This window comes from Aestuariibius insulae, from assembly GCF_040783535.2.
GTDB classification, from domain to species: domain Bacteria; phylum Pseudomonadota; class Alphaproteobacteria; order Rhodobacterales; family Rhodobacteraceae; genus Aestuariibius; species Aestuariibius insulae.
Map to the genome: position 1 here is coordinate 810,980 of NZ_JBFONW020000001.1, position 15,870 is coordinate 826,849.

General features: G+C 61.1%; 18 protein-coding genes. All 18 read right to left on the reverse strand.

From position 1 onward, the window contains the following. Positions 1 to 10: 10 nt before the first annotated feature. On the reverse strand, positions 11 to 412 hold the full coding sequence (locus tag AAD018_RS03865) for an MAPEG family protein (RefSeq protein WP_367313442.1): 402 nt from the start codon (positions 410 to 412) through the stop codon (positions 11 to 13). Continuing rightward, positions 409 to 672: a hypothetical protein gene (locus AAD018_RS03870; protein WP_367313441.1), complete on the reverse strand. Its 264-nt coding sequence runs from the start codon at positions 670 to 672 to the stop codon at positions 409 to 411. Before AAD018_RS03870 ends, AAD018_RS03865 begins: the two co-directional genes overlap by 4 nt. 42 nt (positions 673 to 714) lie before the next feature. Continuing rightward, complete coding sequence (locus AAD018_RS03875; protein WP_367313440.1) at positions 715 to 1,209, reverse strand: L,D-transpeptidase family protein; 495 nt, start codon at positions 1,207 to 1,209, stop codon at positions 715 to 717. Next, the gene (locus AAD018_RS03880; protein ID WP_367313439.1) at positions 1,206 to 1,589 is read right to left on the reverse strand and encodes an MAPEG family protein; all 384 of its coding nucleotides are present in this window, start codon (positions 1,587 to 1,589) and stop codon (positions 1,206 to 1,208) included. Before AAD018_RS03880 ends, AAD018_RS03875 begins: the two co-directional genes overlap by 4 nt. Before the next feature lie 135 nt (positions 1,590 to 1,724). Continuing rightward, the gene (locus AAD018_RS03885) at positions 1,725 to 2,129 is read right to left on the reverse strand and encodes a hypothetical protein (RefSeq protein ID WP_367313438.1); all 405 of its coding nucleotides are present in this window, start codon (positions 2,127 to 2,129) and stop codon (positions 1,725 to 1,727) included. A 27-nt stretch (positions 2,130 to 2,156) separates the two neighbouring features. Beyond that, a complete protein-coding gene (gene odhB, locus AAD018_RS03890) occupies positions 2,157 to 3,695 on the reverse strand; it encodes a 2-oxoglutarate dehydrogenase complex dihydrolipoyllysine-residue succinyltransferase (protein ID WP_367313436.1) in 1,539 nt (512 codons plus the stop codon). Between the two features lie 4 nt (positions 3,696 to 3,699). Further along, positions 3,700 to 6,672 carry a 2-oxoglutarate dehydrogenase E1 component gene (locus AAD018_RS03895; protein ID WP_367313435.1) on the reverse strand — a complete coding sequence of 991 codons (2,973 nt, stop codon included), beginning with the start codon at positions 6,670 to 6,672 and terminating at the stop codon, positions 3,700 to 3,702. After that, positions 6,669 to 7,154 (reverse strand): DUF805 domain-containing protein, encoded by a 486-nt coding sequence (locus AAD018_RS03900; protein ID WP_367313434.1) that lies wholly within the window; start codon positions 7,152 to 7,154, stop codon positions 6,669 to 6,671. Before AAD018_RS03900 ends, AAD018_RS03895 begins: the two co-directional genes overlap by 4 nt. Further along, complete coding sequence (locus AAD018_RS03905; RefSeq protein ID WP_367313433.1) at positions 7,151 to 7,627, reverse strand: DUF805 domain-containing protein; 477 nt, start codon at positions 7,625 to 7,627, stop codon at positions 7,151 to 7,153. The genes AAD018_RS03900 and AAD018_RS03905 overlap by 4 nt, the downstream gene beginning before the upstream one ends. Further along, positions 7,624 to 8,334 carry a sulfotransferase family protein gene (locus AAD018_RS03910; RefSeq protein ID WP_367313432.1) on the reverse strand — a complete coding sequence of 237 codons (711 nt, stop codon included), beginning with the start codon at positions 8,332 to 8,334 and terminating at the stop codon, positions 7,624 to 7,626. The genes AAD018_RS03905 and AAD018_RS03910 overlap by 4 nt, the downstream gene beginning before the upstream one ends. Before the next feature lie 277 nt (positions 8,335 to 8,611). Next, positions 8,612 to 9,493 carry a succinate--CoA ligase subunit alpha gene (gene sucD / locus AAD018_RS03915; protein WP_367313431.1) on the reverse strand — a complete coding sequence of 294 codons (882 nt, stop codon included), beginning with the start codon at positions 9,491 to 9,493 and terminating at the stop codon, positions 8,612 to 8,614. Positions 9,494 to 9,562: 69 nt separating this feature from the next. Then, positions 9,563 to 10,018: a hypothetical protein gene (locus AAD018_RS03920; protein ID WP_367313430.1), complete on the reverse strand. Its 456-nt coding sequence runs from the start codon at positions 10,016 to 10,018 to the stop codon at positions 9,563 to 9,565. A gap of 210 nt (positions 10,019 to 10,228) precedes the next feature. Continuing rightward, complete coding sequence (locus tag AAD018_RS03925) at positions 10,229 to 10,807, reverse strand: hypothetical protein (protein WP_367313428.1); 579 nt, start codon at positions 10,805 to 10,807, stop codon at positions 10,229 to 10,231. A gap of 93 nt (positions 10,808 to 10,900) precedes the next feature. Beyond that, complete coding sequence (locus AAD018_RS03930) at positions 10,901 to 11,284, reverse strand: hypothetical protein (protein WP_367313427.1); 384 nt, start codon at positions 11,282 to 11,284, stop codon at positions 10,901 to 10,903. 110 nt (positions 11,285 to 11,394) lie between these two features. After that, positions 11,395 to 12,588: an ADP-forming succinate--CoA ligase subunit beta gene (gene sucC / locus AAD018_RS03935; RefSeq protein ID WP_367313426.1), complete on the reverse strand. Its 1,194-nt coding sequence runs from the start codon at positions 12,586 to 12,588 to the stop codon at positions 11,395 to 11,397. 212 nt (positions 12,589 to 12,800) lie between these two features. Continuing rightward, positions 12,801 to 12,995 carry a DUF1963 domain-containing protein gene (locus AAD018_RS03940; RefSeq protein ID WP_367314207.1) on the reverse strand — a complete coding sequence of 65 codons (195 nt, stop codon included), beginning with the start codon at positions 12,993 to 12,995 and terminating at the stop codon, positions 12,801 to 12,803. 952 nt (positions 12,996 to 13,947) lie between these two features. Beyond that, complete coding sequence (locus AAD018_RS03945) at positions 13,948 to 14,772, reverse strand: hypothetical protein (RefSeq protein WP_367313425.1); 825 nt, start codon at positions 14,770 to 14,772, stop codon at positions 13,948 to 13,950. A 4-nt stretch (positions 14,773 to 14,776) separates the two neighbouring features. Next, the gene (gene mdh / locus AAD018_RS03950; protein ID WP_367313424.1) at positions 14,777 to 15,739 is read right to left on the reverse strand and encodes a malate dehydrogenase; all 963 of its coding nucleotides are present in this window, start codon (positions 15,737 to 15,739) and stop codon (positions 14,777 to 14,779) included. Positions 15,740 to 15,870: the final 131 nt, after the last annotated feature.

The following is a 15,870-nucleotide window of genomic DNA, read 5'->3' on the forward strand; positions in this document are numbered from 1 at the left end:
CGTTCGGAACTTAGATAAGGGCTGCGAGGATCATGAGAAAGGTCGCGGCGAACCCGACGATCCAAACAATCGATCGGTGTGGCGAAAGGCCCAGCGCATAAGCGGGAATATAGGCGATGCGGGCGATCAGATAGGCCCATGCGCAAGCGCCGGTGAACCATGTCGATTGCTCGCCCAGCGTCACCACGACAGCGGCAATGGTAAAGAGGATCAACCCTTCGAAATGGTTCTCCATCGCCCGCTTCAACCGCTTCGTCCGGTCCGACAACCCCGAGGCCAGGGCTGTCTGGTCATCGCGCGGCCCCATCGTTTTCTTGGTCCCCAGCTCCAGATTGGCGGGCACGGCGTAAAGCACGAATTGCGCGCCCTGCAGCAGGGCGGCCAAGGCAAGAACGGTCAGTTCGGGGGTCATGGTCGCGTGTCTTTCTCAGGAATGTCTTGCGTCTCGGCGATGGATTCAAGCCGCGCTTGCGCCTTGGCATATTGCGCTTTGCGCGCGCGATAAAGCATCAAACCGGTCAGCAGCGACAGCGCCGCATAGGCCGCAACCGCCCACCAGAGCGCCGGGCCTGATCCGCGTGTCACCTGCCATGCCCAGACAAGCGCCGCGGCAATCGCGACGCGGACGACCCATGTAATCAGCGGCCGGGCGAGGGTGGGTTCGTCGCTCATTCGGTCAAAACCTTAGGATCCGGATATCACGAAGCGCTTCCATCATTCCTCGATCACAATAGGCGTGCCGTCGGGCACCAGGGACCAGATCTCGCGCATTTCGCGGTCGGTCACCGCGATGCAGCCCCAGGTCCAATCGACATAGCGCAAAAGCGGCCCGAGCATCCGGTATCCGTTCATCACGCCGTGGATCATGATATCTCCGCCGGGATCGACGCCGCGCTCCGCCGCCCAGGCCCGATCCGCCTCGTTGGGATAGGAGATATGGAGCGACAGATGCGCGATGGATTGCGCATTGCGCCAGTCGATCTCGTAGGTGCCGGTGGGCGTGCGCCCGTCACCCTCCTGCCTCTTGTGGCCTTCGGGGGTAAAGCCAAGGGCCACGCGATAGGTCTCGATCACCTCGCCGCCCCGCAGCAGGTCCATCCGGCGCTCCGACTTGTCCACATGGATGGCATCCGCCTGCTCCGAGGCTGCCGCCATCGCAGGCGGCTCGGCCCAATCGGCCCAGAGCGACAGGAGGAAGACAGCGATCATAGGGCGAGGAGATAAAGGATCACGGTCGCCACGAAGCCCGCGCTCCAGGCAAAGGTCCGCAGCCCGACGATCCCGAAGACATAGGCGGGCAGGTAAACGACCCGCGCCGCCAGAAAGACCTGCGCCGCCAGAAGCGCCTGATTGGTCTCCCGGTCGAGGATAATCAGCAGCAGAACCGCAGGCCCAAAAAGCGCCATCCCCACAACCGAGTTGTTCAGCGCCCGGTCCAGCCGAGCCGCCATCCCTTCAACCGTCCGATGCTCGTCCCGAGAGGAGAGCAGATACCCCATCCCGAGCTTCTGCATATAACCGGTGGCCTGCAAAACGAGGGTGATGGCCACGAGAAGACCGTAAAGCGCGAGGATGGTGGAAAGGGTCATAAAGTTCCTGTCTGTAGGGCGGGCTTCAGCCCGCCGTCCCGGTTCGGTTTGGTAACTAAGGATGGCGGATTGAACCCCGCCATCCTATCTCGAAAATGGAAGTCAACTGGGGCGCAGGTGCCCGCTCGGCACTCTTCATCGGCAAGTCGCACCTTCGTTTCGAAGTCCGCGATGAAAACCCCAGTGAATAACCGCAAATAAAGACAACAAAAGAATGCTTGCAGCAAATCGCTGAGTCGCAAACTCGTCCTTGTTTGGGTCGGGAAAAACGGATGCCAAGAGCATCAAGCCCGCGATACCAGACCAGAACCAGAAGAGGCTACGGTTCCACTTGGGTGCGTTGTCTGAACGCCGGTATGAGGCGACGGCAAGTGTCGCGTAAATCCAAATGAGCCCACAAGCGACCATGGATGCTTGGATGATTGCCGTCAAAAAGTAGTCAGGCTCGGTTGCAAACGCCAGTGTTGCTGTCAGCCCGGTGACTATTCCAACAATAACTAGCGCACACCACGCGATGATTGCTTTTCTGGTGAGATCCAATGGCACAGTCTTCACCAACCCAACCCCTCACAAATCCATCAACAACCGCCGCGGATCTTCCAGCGCTTCCTTCACCCGCACAAGGAACGTCACCGCGCCTTTACCGTCCACGATCCGGTGGTCGTAGCTCAGGGCGAGGTACATCATCGGGCGGATTACGATCTCTCCGTTCACGACCATCGGCCGCTCTTGGATCTTGTGCATCCCTAGGATCCCGCTCTGAGGCGGGTTCAGGATCGGAGAGCTCATCAGCGAGCCGTAGACCCCGCCATTGGAGATCGTGAACGACCCGCCCTGCATGTCCGCCATCGAAAGCTTGCCGTCCCGCGCCTTCACACCCAGCTCCGAGATGGTCTTTTCGATCGTCGCGAAGCTCATGTCGTCGGCATTGCGCACCACCGGCACGACCAGACCGTTCGGCGTGCCCACCGCGATGCCCATATGGACGTAGTTCTTGTAGACGACGTGATCGCCGTCGATCTCGGCATTGACGTCGGGCACCTCTTTCAGAGCATGACAGCAGGCCTTGGTGAAGAAGGACATGAAGCCCAGCTTCACGCCGTGTTTCTTCAGGAACAGGTCCTTGTATTCATTGCGCAGCTCCATGACGCCGGTCATGTCCACCTCGTTATAGGTGGTCAGCATGGCCGCCGTGTTCTGCGCCTCCTTCAGGCGGCGGGCGATGGTCTGGCGCAGGCGGGTCATCTTGACCCGCTCCTCGAGCGCTTCGTCCTCGGCGGCCACCGGAGCACGCGGCGCGCTGGGCGCCTCCGCCTCCTTCTTCGGCTCCGAAAGCGCTTTGAGCACATCGCCCTTCATCACGCGCCCATCGCGGCCCGACCCGGTGACCTCGTCGCGCGAGAGGTTCTTCTCGGCCATCAGCTTTTGCGCCGACGGCGCATCCTCGACATCCGACCGGCCCTTGTCCGGGGTCTGCGACTGGGCGTCGGTATTCGCCTCCATCGTCGTCTTCGGCGTGCCGACGCTTTCCGAATGGGCCGCGCCGCGCGACATCACGGCCAGCTTACCGCCCGCCTCAACAGTGGCGCCTTCCTCGGCCAGGATCTCGGTCAGCGTGCCTGCCGTCGGCGCAGGCACCTCGACCGACACCTTGTCGGTCTCCAGTTCGCAGAGCATCTCGTCCGCCTCGACGCTCTCGCCCGCTTTCTTGAACCAGGTCGAAACCGTCGCCTCGGTCACGCTTTCGCCCAGCGTCGGCACCATCACGTCCACCGGCGCATCATCGCCATCGGACTTGGCAGGAGCCTCATCCTTCGGCGCCTCCGCCTTGGCCTCCCCGCTCTCGGGCTTCGGCTCGGCTGCTTCGCCGCCCTCGGCGATCTGTGCCAGCAGCGCATCGACGCCGACCGTGTCGCCTTCGCCCGCCACGATCTCGGAGAGCGTACCGGCAGCAGGCGAGGGCACCTCGACCGTCACCTTGTCGGTTTCCAGCTCGCACAGCATCTCGTCGACGGCGACACTGTCGCCGGGCTGCTTGAACCAGGTCGCGACCGTGGCTTCGGTGACGGATTCCCCCAAAGTGGGGACGCGGACTTCGGTGCTCATCGTGTTATCCTTCAATTCCGAGAGCGTCGTTCACGAGCGCCTCTTGCTGAGCTTTGTGTTGGGAGGCAAGGCCCGTCGCGGGCGACGCGGCGGCGGCACGTCCGGCATAGACCGGGCGCTGGTTCTTGGCATCGATGCGGCTCAGGACCCATTCGAGGTTCGGCTCCATGAAGCTCCACCCGCCCTGATTGCGCGGCTCTTCCTGGCACCAGATGATCTCGGCCTGCTTGAACCGCTCCAGCTCCTTGACGGCGGACTGCGCCGGGAAGGGATAGAACTGCTCGAACCGCATCAGGTAGACATCGTCGATCCCCTCGGCGTCGCGCTTTTCCAGCAGGTCGTAATAGACCTTGCCCGAACACATCACGACCCGCTTGATCTTGTCATCCGCTACCAGCTCGGTGTCCGAATTGCCCTTCTGCGCATCGTCCCAGAGAACGCGATGGAAGGACGATCCGGTGACGAAATCCTCCTTCGCCGAGATCGCCATCTTATGCCGTAGCAGCGATTTGGGCGTCATCAGGATCAGCGGCTTGCGGAACGTCCGGTGCAGCTGGCGGCGCAGGATGTGGAAATAGTTCGCCGGCGTCGTGCAGTTGGCGACAATCCAGTTGTCGCCGCCGCACATCTGCAGGAACCGCTCCAGCCGAGCCGAGGAATGCTCAGGGCCCTGTCCCTCATAACCATGGGGCAGCAGGCAGACGAGGCCCGACATGCGCAGCCACTTGCTCTCCCCGGAGGAGATGAACTGGTCGAACATGATCTGCGCGCCATTGGCGAAATCGCCGAACTGCGCCTCCCACATGACCAGCGCGTTGGGCTCGGCGAGCGAATAGCCGTATTCAAAGCCCAGAACCGCATATTCCGACAGCATCGAGTCGATGACCTCGTAGCGGGCCTGTCCGTCGCGCACGTGGTTGAGAGGGTAGTAGCGGCTCTCGTCCTCCTGATTGACGAAGGCCGAATGCCGCTGCGAGAACGTGCCCCGCGTGGAATCCTGCCCTGCCAGCCGCACCGGATAGCCCTCGGTCAGCAGCGAGCCGAAGGCCAGCGCCTCTCCCGTCGCCCAGTCGAAACCATCTCCGCTGTCGAACATCTTCGACTTCGCGTCGAGCAGCCGCCCGATCGTCTTGTGCAGCGGAAAATCCTCCGGCGCCGTGGTCAGCGCCGTGCCCACCTGATCGAAAGTCTCGGGCTTGATCGCCGTCTCGCCCCGGTCGTAGTTCTCGCCGTCCCGCCGATCCAGATGCGACCATTTCCCGTCGAGCCAGTCGGCCTTGTTGGGTTTGTAATCCTTGCCCGCCTCGAACTCCTCGCTCAGATGCGCCTGGAACGAGGCTTTCATATCCTCGATCTCGCCTTCGGGGATCAGACCGTCGCGCACCAGCCGTTCTGTATAAAGCGTCAGCGTGGTCTTCTGCTTCTTGATCTTCTTGTACATCACCGGGTTGGTGAACATCGGCTCGTCGCCTTCGTTGTGACCGAAGCGGCGGTAGCAGAAGATGTCGATCACCACGTCCTTGTGGAACTTCTGGCGGAACTCGGTCGCGACCTTGGCGGCATGCACGACCGCCTCGGGATCATCGCCGTTCACGTGGAAGATCGGCGCCTCGACCATCAGCGCGATGTCGGTGGGGTAGGGGCTTGACCGGCTGAAATGCGGGGCCGTCGTGAACCCGATCTGGTTATTCACCACGATATGCATCGTCCCGCCCGTCCGGTGCCCGACCAGCCCCGAAAGGCCAAAGCACTCGGCCACGACGCCCTGACCGGCAAAGGCCGCATCGCCATGCAGCAGCACCGGCAGCACCTTGGTCCGGTCGGCATCGTTCATCTGGAACTGCTTGGCCCGCGCCTTGCCCAGCACGACCGGATTCACCGCCTCCAGATGCGAAGGGTTCGCCGTCAGCGACAGGTGCACGGTGTTGCCGTCGAATTCCCGGTCAGACGACGCGCCAAGGTGGTATTTCACATCCCCCGATCCGTCGACATCCTCGGGCTTGAAGCTGCCGCCCTGGAACTCGTTGAAGATCGCCTTGTAAGGCTTGCCCATCACGTTCGCTAGAACGCTCAGCCGCCCGCGGTGGGGCATGCCGATTACGATCTCCTCGATCCCCAGCGCGCCGCCGCGCTTGATCACCTGCTCCATCGCCGGGATCAGGCTTTCGCCGCCATCAAGGCCGAACCGTTTGGTGCCCATATACTTGACATGCAGGAACTTCTCGAAGCCCTCGGCCTCGACCATCTTGTTCAGAATGGCCCGGCGGCCCTGCTTCGTGAACTGAACCTCCTTGCCCAGCCCCTCGATCCGCTCCTTCAGCCAGCCGGACTGTTCGGGATCGGAGATGTGCATGTATTGCAGCGCGAAGGTGCCGCAATAGGTCCGCTCCACCAGCGCGATGATCTCGTTCATCGTCGCGATCTCGAGGCCCAGCACGTTGTCGATGAAGATCGGCCGGTCCATATCCGCCTTGGTGAACCCGTAGGAGGCCGGATCAAGCTCGGGATGCGGCGTCTGATCGCGCATACCCAGCGGGTCGAGATCGGCCACCAGATGCCCCCGGATCCGGTAGGCGCGGATGATCATCAGCGCCCGGATGCTGTCGAGAACCGCCGCCCGGATCTGCGCATCGCTCACCGTCACGCCCGAGGCTTCGGCCTTGTCCGCGATCTTCTTCGCCGCCGCCCTCGCCTCTTTCGGAGCATCCTTGGGATCGGACGGCCACTGCCCGTCCAGAGCCGCCGTCAGATCGTCGGCTGGCTGAGGCGGCCAATCGCTGCGCGCCCAGCTCGGCCCCGCCGCCTCGGCCAGAGCATCCTCGCGATCCCCCAGCTCCTTGAAGAACCGTTGCCAGTCCTCATCCACCGCATCGGGGTTTTCGGCATATCGCGCATAAAGCTGCTCGATATAATCGGCATTATGCCCCTGCAGGAACGAGGAGGCATGGAAGACATCATTAGGAGACTGTTCGGTCATTGGGGGACCTCGTTGGGGTTCGGGCTAACCGTGTTTGTCATAGTTTTTGATGGCAGAAGGCATAGCAGAAAGGTCAAAGGAAAAAGGGCGATATAGCCGAATAACGCGTATAGACCTTCGGGCATCAGCCGACCGCGCGAAGTCGGGTAGATCCATTCATATACGTCCGCAAAGTAAATCAATGGCGGAACAAAGATAATATAAAGTGGAAAAGTCAGCATGATTCCGGGTGGCAGTCCCGCGTCTCTGATGCGCCTTGTAAAAAGCACAAAAAGTGGCAACATCGCGATAACAAAGATAAGAATAATGAACTGCAGAAAATTAATATAAGGATGACCGAGCCACCTGGAAAATATCGCAACAAATAGAGCAACCGAAACAACGTATGCCGGAGCCCAGCTCCAAAATGCTTTTCGCGACATTCGCCCGGAAAAGGGACGAATTGGATTAATGAATGAGATCAAAGATTGAGAATAGCTCACACCCCCACCTCCTTCGGATTGGGCCCATACCGGTTCGCCCCGGGCGCAGACGGCCGGGCGAGCAGCAGGATGGTCACAGCAAGGACAGCAAGTTCGATCACGGTGAGCATCATATAGGCAACCCCGCGCCCGGTCTGTACCCATCCCGAAAGCAAAGCGGCATTGACCGGCACGCCCACCGCCAGAGGCATGAGCGCAAGCCATCCAGGCCGCCCCGTATCCTGCATCCGCCGCCATCCCAAAGCCATCAAGGGACAGGCCAGCGCCAACAAGGCGAGCCCGGTCACCGGAAACCGCGGGCTCCAGTCAATCCTCGTGGTGCCGCCTCCGAAGAGAAGCTGATCCAGCCCCAGCGCGGCCACCACGACCCAGAGCGCCGCCAGCACGCTCCACCAAAACTCCGACCGCCGCGAGCGCCCCGCAAAGGTGCGCCAACGGGCGAGTGAGGATCTGAGGGCGACGAGGGGGGTCATACGCCAACCCCTCCGGCAAGTTCCTTAACGGATCTGGAATATCCACCGTGATCGAACATCCAGGCGTATTGATGAAGGACGATCTCCTCGGTTTCAGGCGTATAATAATCCTCGGTCGCCAGCCCGAACCGCCGCCACGAGGTGGCTTTGGCATGGGGCAGGATCGCCGGATCATATCGCAAACCCAGATCAGCACAGAGCGTCCGCAGATCTGCCGGAAGTGTCTCGAAGCGCAGAATATGGTCGACCGCGAACACCCCGTCGATATGGGTGATATCCGCACTGCTGCGAAACACGGCCGTTTTCACAAAATGCGAGAAAGCCTCCCGCTGGCGATCGACATCCTCCGGGATTGGAAGGTCTCCGCGCCGTTCCGCAGTCCAGTGAAAGCGCGAGACTGCAAGGTCGAACGGGTTCCGAACCGTCGTGACCTTGCGATAGCGATCCCATCTTTCGGGACCAAGCCGGTCCCGTATCTCCGCGGCTGGCATGTGATTGTACCAAACCTCGTCCAGAGGAAGGCGTTCGGCTTTCTCGACCAGCCGCATCCCCACGATTAACCGCTCGGTCTGCCTCGCATGCGTTCGCTCCAGGACAGGCGTATCGCTGCCGCTACAGATCGCCTCAAGAAACATTTCCACCGATGTTCCGGCGGTCTTCGCCGTCTTGAGAAAGATGAGCTCATGATCGTGAGAGATAAGCGCCATGATCTAACCCTCAATCCGCCGGAACGCGAACCGCCGCGAGCGGCCCGCGAGACGAGATCGACGGAGCAAGCAGAGTTGGAGGGCAAGCCGGGTCATCGCTTAGATGTCGCTCCCGTCGTTTGCGCCGGGCAGCGCCCGTCCCGCTCCGCACGGGGGTAAATGCCGAACAACACATCGTCCAGTGGACGATGTCCGGCACGACCGGGCTGAGCCTGCACGCCCTAGCCCCGCCCGGTCAGGCGCAGCCCTTAGCTCTGATGACCGAACGTCTGCCACCTCACCCTATCGCCTCCACCACAGCTTCGCCCAGCGTCGCAGGGCTCTCGGCCACCGTGATCCCGGCAGCCTTCATCGCTTCGATCTTGCTCTCCGCATCACCCTTGCCGCCTGCGACGATGGCGCCCGCATGGCCCATGCGGCGACCCGGAGGCGCCGTGCGACCCGCGATAAAGCCCGCCGTCGGCTTGCCGCGGCCCGCCTTCGCTTCGTCGGCGAGGAACTGGGCGGCTTCCTCTTCGGCCGAGCCGCCGATCTCGCCGATCATGATGATCGCCTCGGTCTCGTCATCGGCCAGGAACCATTCCAGCACGTCGATATGCTCGGTCCCCTTGATCGGATCGCCGCCGATGCCGACGCAGGTCGATTGGCCCAGACCCACATCGGTCGTCTGCTTGACCGCCTCATAGGTCAACGTGCCCGAGCGTGAGACGACGCCGACCTTGCCGCGCTTGTGGATATGGCCCGGCATGATCCCGATCTTGCAGGCATCGGGCGTGATCACGCCCGGGCAGTTCGGCCCGATCAGCGTGGTCTTGGATCCCTCCAAGGCCCGCTTGACCTTCATCATGTCGAGAACCGGGATCCCCTCGGTAATGCAGCAGACCAGCGGGATCTCCGCATCGATCGCCTCGAGGATGGAATCGGCGGCAAAAGGCGGCGGCACGTAGATGACCGACGCATTAGCCCCCGTCCGCTCCACCGCCTCGTGGCAGGAGTTGAAGACCGGCAGGTTCAGATGCTCGATCCCGCCCTTGCCGGGGGTGACGCCGCCCACCATCTGCGTGCCGTAGGCAATGGCTTGCTCGGTATGGAACGTCCCCTGAGAGCCGGTCAGCCCCTGGCAGATCACCTTGGTGGTTTCGTCGACGAGAATGGCCATGTCAGCTCCTTGGGATTTCTGTCTTGAAGGCGGGGCAGGGCGCCGCGCGATATCGGGAGGCGGCGCAGATCACGACCCCGCTCCGCCAAGTTCATAGGTCAGGATCAGATCCTCGCCGTTCTCGGCGATCTGATGGCCGACGGTGACGTCATGGCCATCGGCGACCCAGTGATAGTGCGATCCGGGTCCTTCGATCTCGGTGCTGCCCGGCTGGCCCGAAGCCAACTGGTCGAGCTTGCCTGTGATCTTGTTGATCCGGGCCTCGTCCTTGGCCGTCAGAACCATCACGCAAGAGGCCGCCGCACCGTCGCCCATCAAAAACACGGTCCGGCTCTTGTCCGAAGAGATATACGTCTCCATCCCCTCGATCCCCGCCGTCCGTTCATAGCCGAAACGCTCCTCGAGGATCTTGCCGGCTGCCATCAGCTGCTTGGGATCGGTCGTCACACAGGCCTCTCCCATCTCGGCAAGCGGATCGGCAAAGGCGGTGGCGGGGAAAAGGGCAAAACAGAGGGCAAGACGCATCGTGTGGCTCCTTCAGGTCCGGGACAGTGCAAGACTTAGCGCAGCTGCAGCCAGGCCTGTACCAACGCGCGGGCTCACGCGCCCGCTCAGCGCGATCCCGCCCGCTTGACCGGCAGTCAGGCCGGCATCGCGGCCAAAACCGGCCTTTCCTCTTCTGTCCACCTGTTGAACCGACATCCGAACAGCCCTCCCCGGGGCGATCACATCACTCTAGTTTTCCACGATCTCCAGTGGCTCGTCGTCAAGGATGACGGCAACGCCCGCGCCGCGCATGATCCGCAGGTTCTGCCGCTCGAGAGCGGCAAGAATGAAGGCCCGGCCCTCCCGCTCAAGCGCCCAGACCGCAGCGATATCGACCCCATCGGTGCCGTAGCGCGTCGCGTCCAGGGGCTCCGCGGCCAGGCCCGCCAGGATCGTCGCTTCCTCTTCCGACATCTCGCTCACAAAGACCGAACAAACGGCCTCCCGGTCGCTGTCGATCGACACCACGGCGACAAGTCTCCGGCCATCCAGCGTGTAATAGTTGTCCCTCTCGAACACGCCTTCCGACCGCAGCCCGATATCCTGCAACCGCCCGCGCACCGCACGGCGATCCGGCAACTCCTCGACGCAGGCCGTGATGACCTGCTGCGCCTTGAGGACAAGCTCCGGCTTCGCGCTCGTGAACTGAGAGGCTTGCGCCGTCTGGGCACCCTCGGTGACCCGGCCCGGTGCTGAAACTCCGGGGGCTTCGCAACCAGCCATCGCCATCAATGCAGCCGCGCAGGCCATCGTCTTAAGTATACGCACGTCTTAATCGTCCTTGGTCTGTGTTGTTCGGTATATGGGGGGCTGACAACGCCATCAGACGCATCAACCCAAGTTCCCTCTTTCAAAAGTCGCCTAGTCCCTCCGCGACAATATCAGCTCGGCCCGGCCAGATCCGGTGCGGATGCGAGGCTCGATTCGTGCAGATCCACGAACGAAGACCTTGCGGCCAAGCGCACCGTTGATCTGAACGATTTCCTCGCGATACCCTGCGCCAAGCAACGCGTCCTCTGCCACATCGAAGAGTATCGACGTTTCGTTGAACATTGCCGGAGAGACCCGCACTTGGCAGGTATTCTCACGTTCGCGGACGCTGATACTGCTGCTTCCGACTGTATTAGGGTTGGGAACACGTATGCCATATTCGTTGCGAGATGATCTGAAGCCGCGCGCCACCAGCGTATTGAGGCTTTGCCCGTCGCTCAGGCGCGCGACGCAGGCCCGAGCGGCGTCGGCCACGACTGTCTGCACGTCAGAGGTTATCACTCCTTCACGCCCAGATGATCCAGTTTGGGCGCAGGAGGCGAGGACAAGAATAGCCGCAGCCGTCCCGATCGCTCTCACTGCACTCACCCCTTCACCGCCTTCACGATCTTCTGCGCGCCGTCTTTCAGATTGTCCGCTGCAATTACGTCGAGGCCGGAGGTGTTGATGATCTCCTTGCCCTTCTCGACATTCGTCCCCTCGAGCCGCACGACCAGAGGCACCTTGAGGCCGACCTCTTTGACCGCGGCGACCACGCCCTCGGCGATGACGTCGCAGCGCATGATGCCGCCGAAGATGTTCACCAGGATGCCTTTGACGTTCTCGTCGGAGGTGATGATCTTGAAGGCTTCCGTCACCTTCTCCTTGGTCGCGCCGCCCCCCACATCAAGGAAGTTCGCAGGCTCCGCGCCGTAAAGCTTGATGATATCCATCGTCGCCATGGCCAGACCCGCGCCGTTCACCATGCAACCGATCTCACCGTCCAGAGCGATATAATTCAGATCGTATTTCGACGCGGCCAGCTCTTTGGGATCTTCCTCGGTCTCGTCGCGAAGCGCGGCGATATCGTCATTGCGGTAGATCGCGTTCCCGTCAAAACCCATCTTCGCATCGAGGCATTTCAGATCGCCCTTGTCGGTCACGATCAGCGGGTTGATCTCGAGCATCTCCATGTCCTTGTCGACGAACATCTGGTAGAGCGTGCCCATCAGCTTGACGCATTGCTTGACCTGCTGCCCCTCAAGGCCGAGCGCAAAGGCGATCCGCCGTCCATGGAACGGCTGGTAGCCCGTCACCGGATCGACGCTGAAGCTCAGGATCTTCTCCGGGGTGGAGGCCGCGACCTCCTCGATATCCATCCCGCCTTCGGTCGAGCAGACAAAGCTGATCTGCGAGGTCTGACGATCCACAAGCAGGGCGAGGTACAGCTCGGTCTCGATGCCCGAGCCGTCTTCGATATAGATGCGGTTCACCTGCTTGCCTGCCGGGCCCGTCTGGTGCGTCACCAGCGTACGGCCGAGCATCTTCTTGGCTTCCTCGGCGGCTTCCTCGACCGACTTGGTCAGCCGAACACCGCCCGCTTCGCCCGCATCCGCCTCCTTGAACGAGCCCTTGCCGCGCCCGCCTGCATGGATCTGCGCCTTCACGACCCAAAGCGGTCCGTCCAGAGCGCCCGCCGCCGTCTTGGCCTCTTCGGCCCGCATCACAGGACGCCCATCCGACACCGGAGCGCCATAGCTGCGAAGAAGGGCCTTGGCCTGATATTCGTGAATGTTCACCGCAACGTCTCCTTGGCTGGCATCAGATCAGCCCCGGTCTGCCACGCCCGCCCCCGCGATCAAAGGGGATTCAGTGTGAACCGGCGGAAAACCAGCAATTGTGATCACAGTCAAAATAGGTGTGATCACAAATTTGTATTGCAAGGTTAATCGTCCCTATAAAACAGGGGCGCAACACGAAGCCAAGATAGAGGTGAGTACCACAGGTTCCTTCAGTGACCTTCAACAGTCACCTGAACCTTGGACCAATCGCGCTCTGCAAGCGCCTCCGCAGAAATCCAGAACTGCATCAGCCCGACATCGCCCCACATGAAGCGGACAATCTCGTCACTTGCAGCCTGAAACAGTAAAATACTCTTCTCGTTGATCGTCGCCGACTCCTGAACCTCGCCGCCCCAGCCCCCGATCTAGTGCCACATATCATCACCCCAGCTTGGATTTCGGTAGTCTTTCTCCAGAAGCGTTCTGAGGTTCTGCGGGAGCAGTTGGTACACCTCTGGCTCAGCCGAAATGATTTGTAGAACGCATTCATTCAAAGATTTCTCAATAGTGCCATACTGGTTCGCGCTCTTATAAAACTCCGAAAGATCCGCAATAATACCTTTTTATGTCTCTCACTTCTACCGATGAAAGCCTCTACCACTTTCTGCCCTCTTGGTAATGACCTCCAAGAGATAGACGGCCCTCCTTGAACACATCCCGCCGGGACTGCACAGAAAGGCGGTTCCGAAGTTCTTTCTCTGCTGTCTCTAGTTTTGTTTTCGCGATTTGGATGCGCGTTCTTTCTTCCTGAGAGATCAATCCAATAAGTCGTAGGGTTCGTTCGGTCAAAGTACCTAAAATTTCTGACTTCAAGCGATCAACTTCTTTCTTGCTATATTCCAGTTTCCACGAAAAACTCTCGAAAACTTTCTCGAGATCGCTAATAATCAGACCGATGCTGTATCGAAACTGCAGCGGAGTCTCGGAAGAGAAAATTTTTTAAGATGGCCAGATGCATAAAGTAAATGCTCGGCAAGCCCATACTGCTCTTTAATTTCAGTCTTTAGAAATTTACTTCCAAACGTGGGTCATTGACCGAGTTCATCGGGGTTAGACCTGCGAACTCAACAGGCCACCTCGAAAAATACTTTGTTCTTCGCCCGTCGTCTCGCCGAAGAAGTAATTCTCGTGTAGCTTTGCGTATAGAGGAAGAAGAGCGTCGGATGATCCTGACGAACATCTCCTTGGCTGACGGCAGATTTAACCACACTGAAATCAACTCGAGACCCACAAACAATCTCGATACTACCTACCCTGCATGACGACATCGATCCCCATGGCCGGGCTGGCTATAGGCCGGCAAAACATCCCCACTCCTCAGCGCACCGTCAGATCGGCCAGCCGGGCCCGCCAGCCTTGGCGCCAGCGGGACAGATCCGCGACGTTCCGGCCCTCCAGCGTGACATCCGCCTCCAGCAGTTTGGCGATCCGGGCCAGTCGGCCATGTCCAAGCAGGGCCGAAAGATCTGTCTCCTGCGGCATGTCGCGGCGCAGATGCTTGTGCAGGCGGTGCAGATGCAGAACGCGAGGGGCCGCCGCATAGCCCACCTTCATCGCATCGATCTGCCGCTGACTGACCAGATTGTACTCCACCGGCAATGTCGCGATCCGCAGGTCGCTCTCATACAGCAGCTCGCGCAGCGGGATCTGATCCTTCTTCTGGTCCGGTTCGGCCAGGGCGGCCTCGGTATCCTGCCAGAGCTTCAGGATCTCCGGGCTTTTCTTGACGCCCATCACGCCGGAATTCATCTGCGGAAAAGCCGGCGGAACGCTTGACCGCCAACCGCGCGAGTTGAACGCGTTGCCGCGCCGGTCCGCATGGGCGCCTGCAATGTCGAACCGGTCGAGCACATCGAAGACATCGCTCAGATCGGCGAGCGTGATGACATCTGTGTCGATATAGATCGCCCGCTCGAACCGGGTCCGGCGCAGCGCCTCGAATTTGGGCCGGTGCCAGGACCGCTCCAGCTTGACGATCCTGTCGAACGGGCCGAGATCGAGCCCTTCTTCATCGGTATAGAAATCGATCAGCGCATCCGGATGTACTTCCCGCAGGTACTGTCCGGCATGAAAGGCGATGGGCGCGAACCCTTCGCCGCTGGAGGCGAGGACAAAGCCGCGCGGTTCGCTCGCCTCCGCCACGACGCTAGGCCAGCGTCTCGTCGATCCCCTTGCAGGCCTCGACAAGGCCCTTCACCGCATCGACCGATTTGTCGAACATCGCCTGCTCGTCCTTGGCCAGCTCGATGGCGACGACGCGCTCGATGCCGCCTTTGCCGATCACGGTCGGAACGCCCACGTAAAATCCGTCCAGCCCGTAGGCGCCGTCCACATAGGCCGCGCAAGGCAGGACGCGCTTCTGGTCCTTCAGATAACTCTCCGCCATCTGGATCGCGCTCGTCGCGGGCGCGTAGTAGGCCGATCCGTTGCCCAGAAGACCAACGATCTCGGCGCCGCCGTCACGGGTGCGCTGCACAATCGCGTCGAGCTTCTCCTGGCTGGTCCAGCCCATCTTCACCAGATCGGGAAGAGGGATGCCCGCTACCGTCGAATAGCGCGTGAGCGGCACCATCGTATCGCCATGACCGCCCAGCACGAAGGCTGTCACATCCTTCATCGACACGTCGAACTCGTCCGCCAGGAAATGCCGGAACCGCGCGCTGTCCAGCACGCCCGCCATCCCGCAGACCTTCTCGTGCGACAGACCGGAAAACTCGCGCAAAGCCCAGACCATCGCATCGAGCGGATTGGTGATGCAGATCACGAACGCCTCAGGCGCATTCGCCTTGATGCCTTCGCCCACGGCCTTCATGACCTTGAGGTTGATGCCCAGCAGATCGTCGCGGCTCATCCCCGGTTTGCGGGGCACGCCCGCGGTCACGATGCAGACATCGGCGCCCGCGATATCGGCGTAATCGGTGGTGCCCTTTAGATTGGCGTCGAACCCTTCGGCAGGGCCGGATTCCGCGATATCAAGCGCTTTGCCCTGCGGCGTGCCATCCGCGATATCAAAGAGGATCACGTCCCCCAGTTCCTTGAGCGCGACCAGATGGGCCAGCGTGCCGCCGATCTGTCCGGCGCCGATAAGGGCGATTTTGGGTCGTGCCATCGAAGAGCTCTCCGCGTTCGGTTTTGGTCGCGGGGAGGCCTACCGCGCCACCCCGGCCCGCGCAAGCCTTCCCGGGCGGCCCGGTTAAGCCCTTCGCCAAACAGCAAAAAGACCGGTTCCGCCCCAGCGAG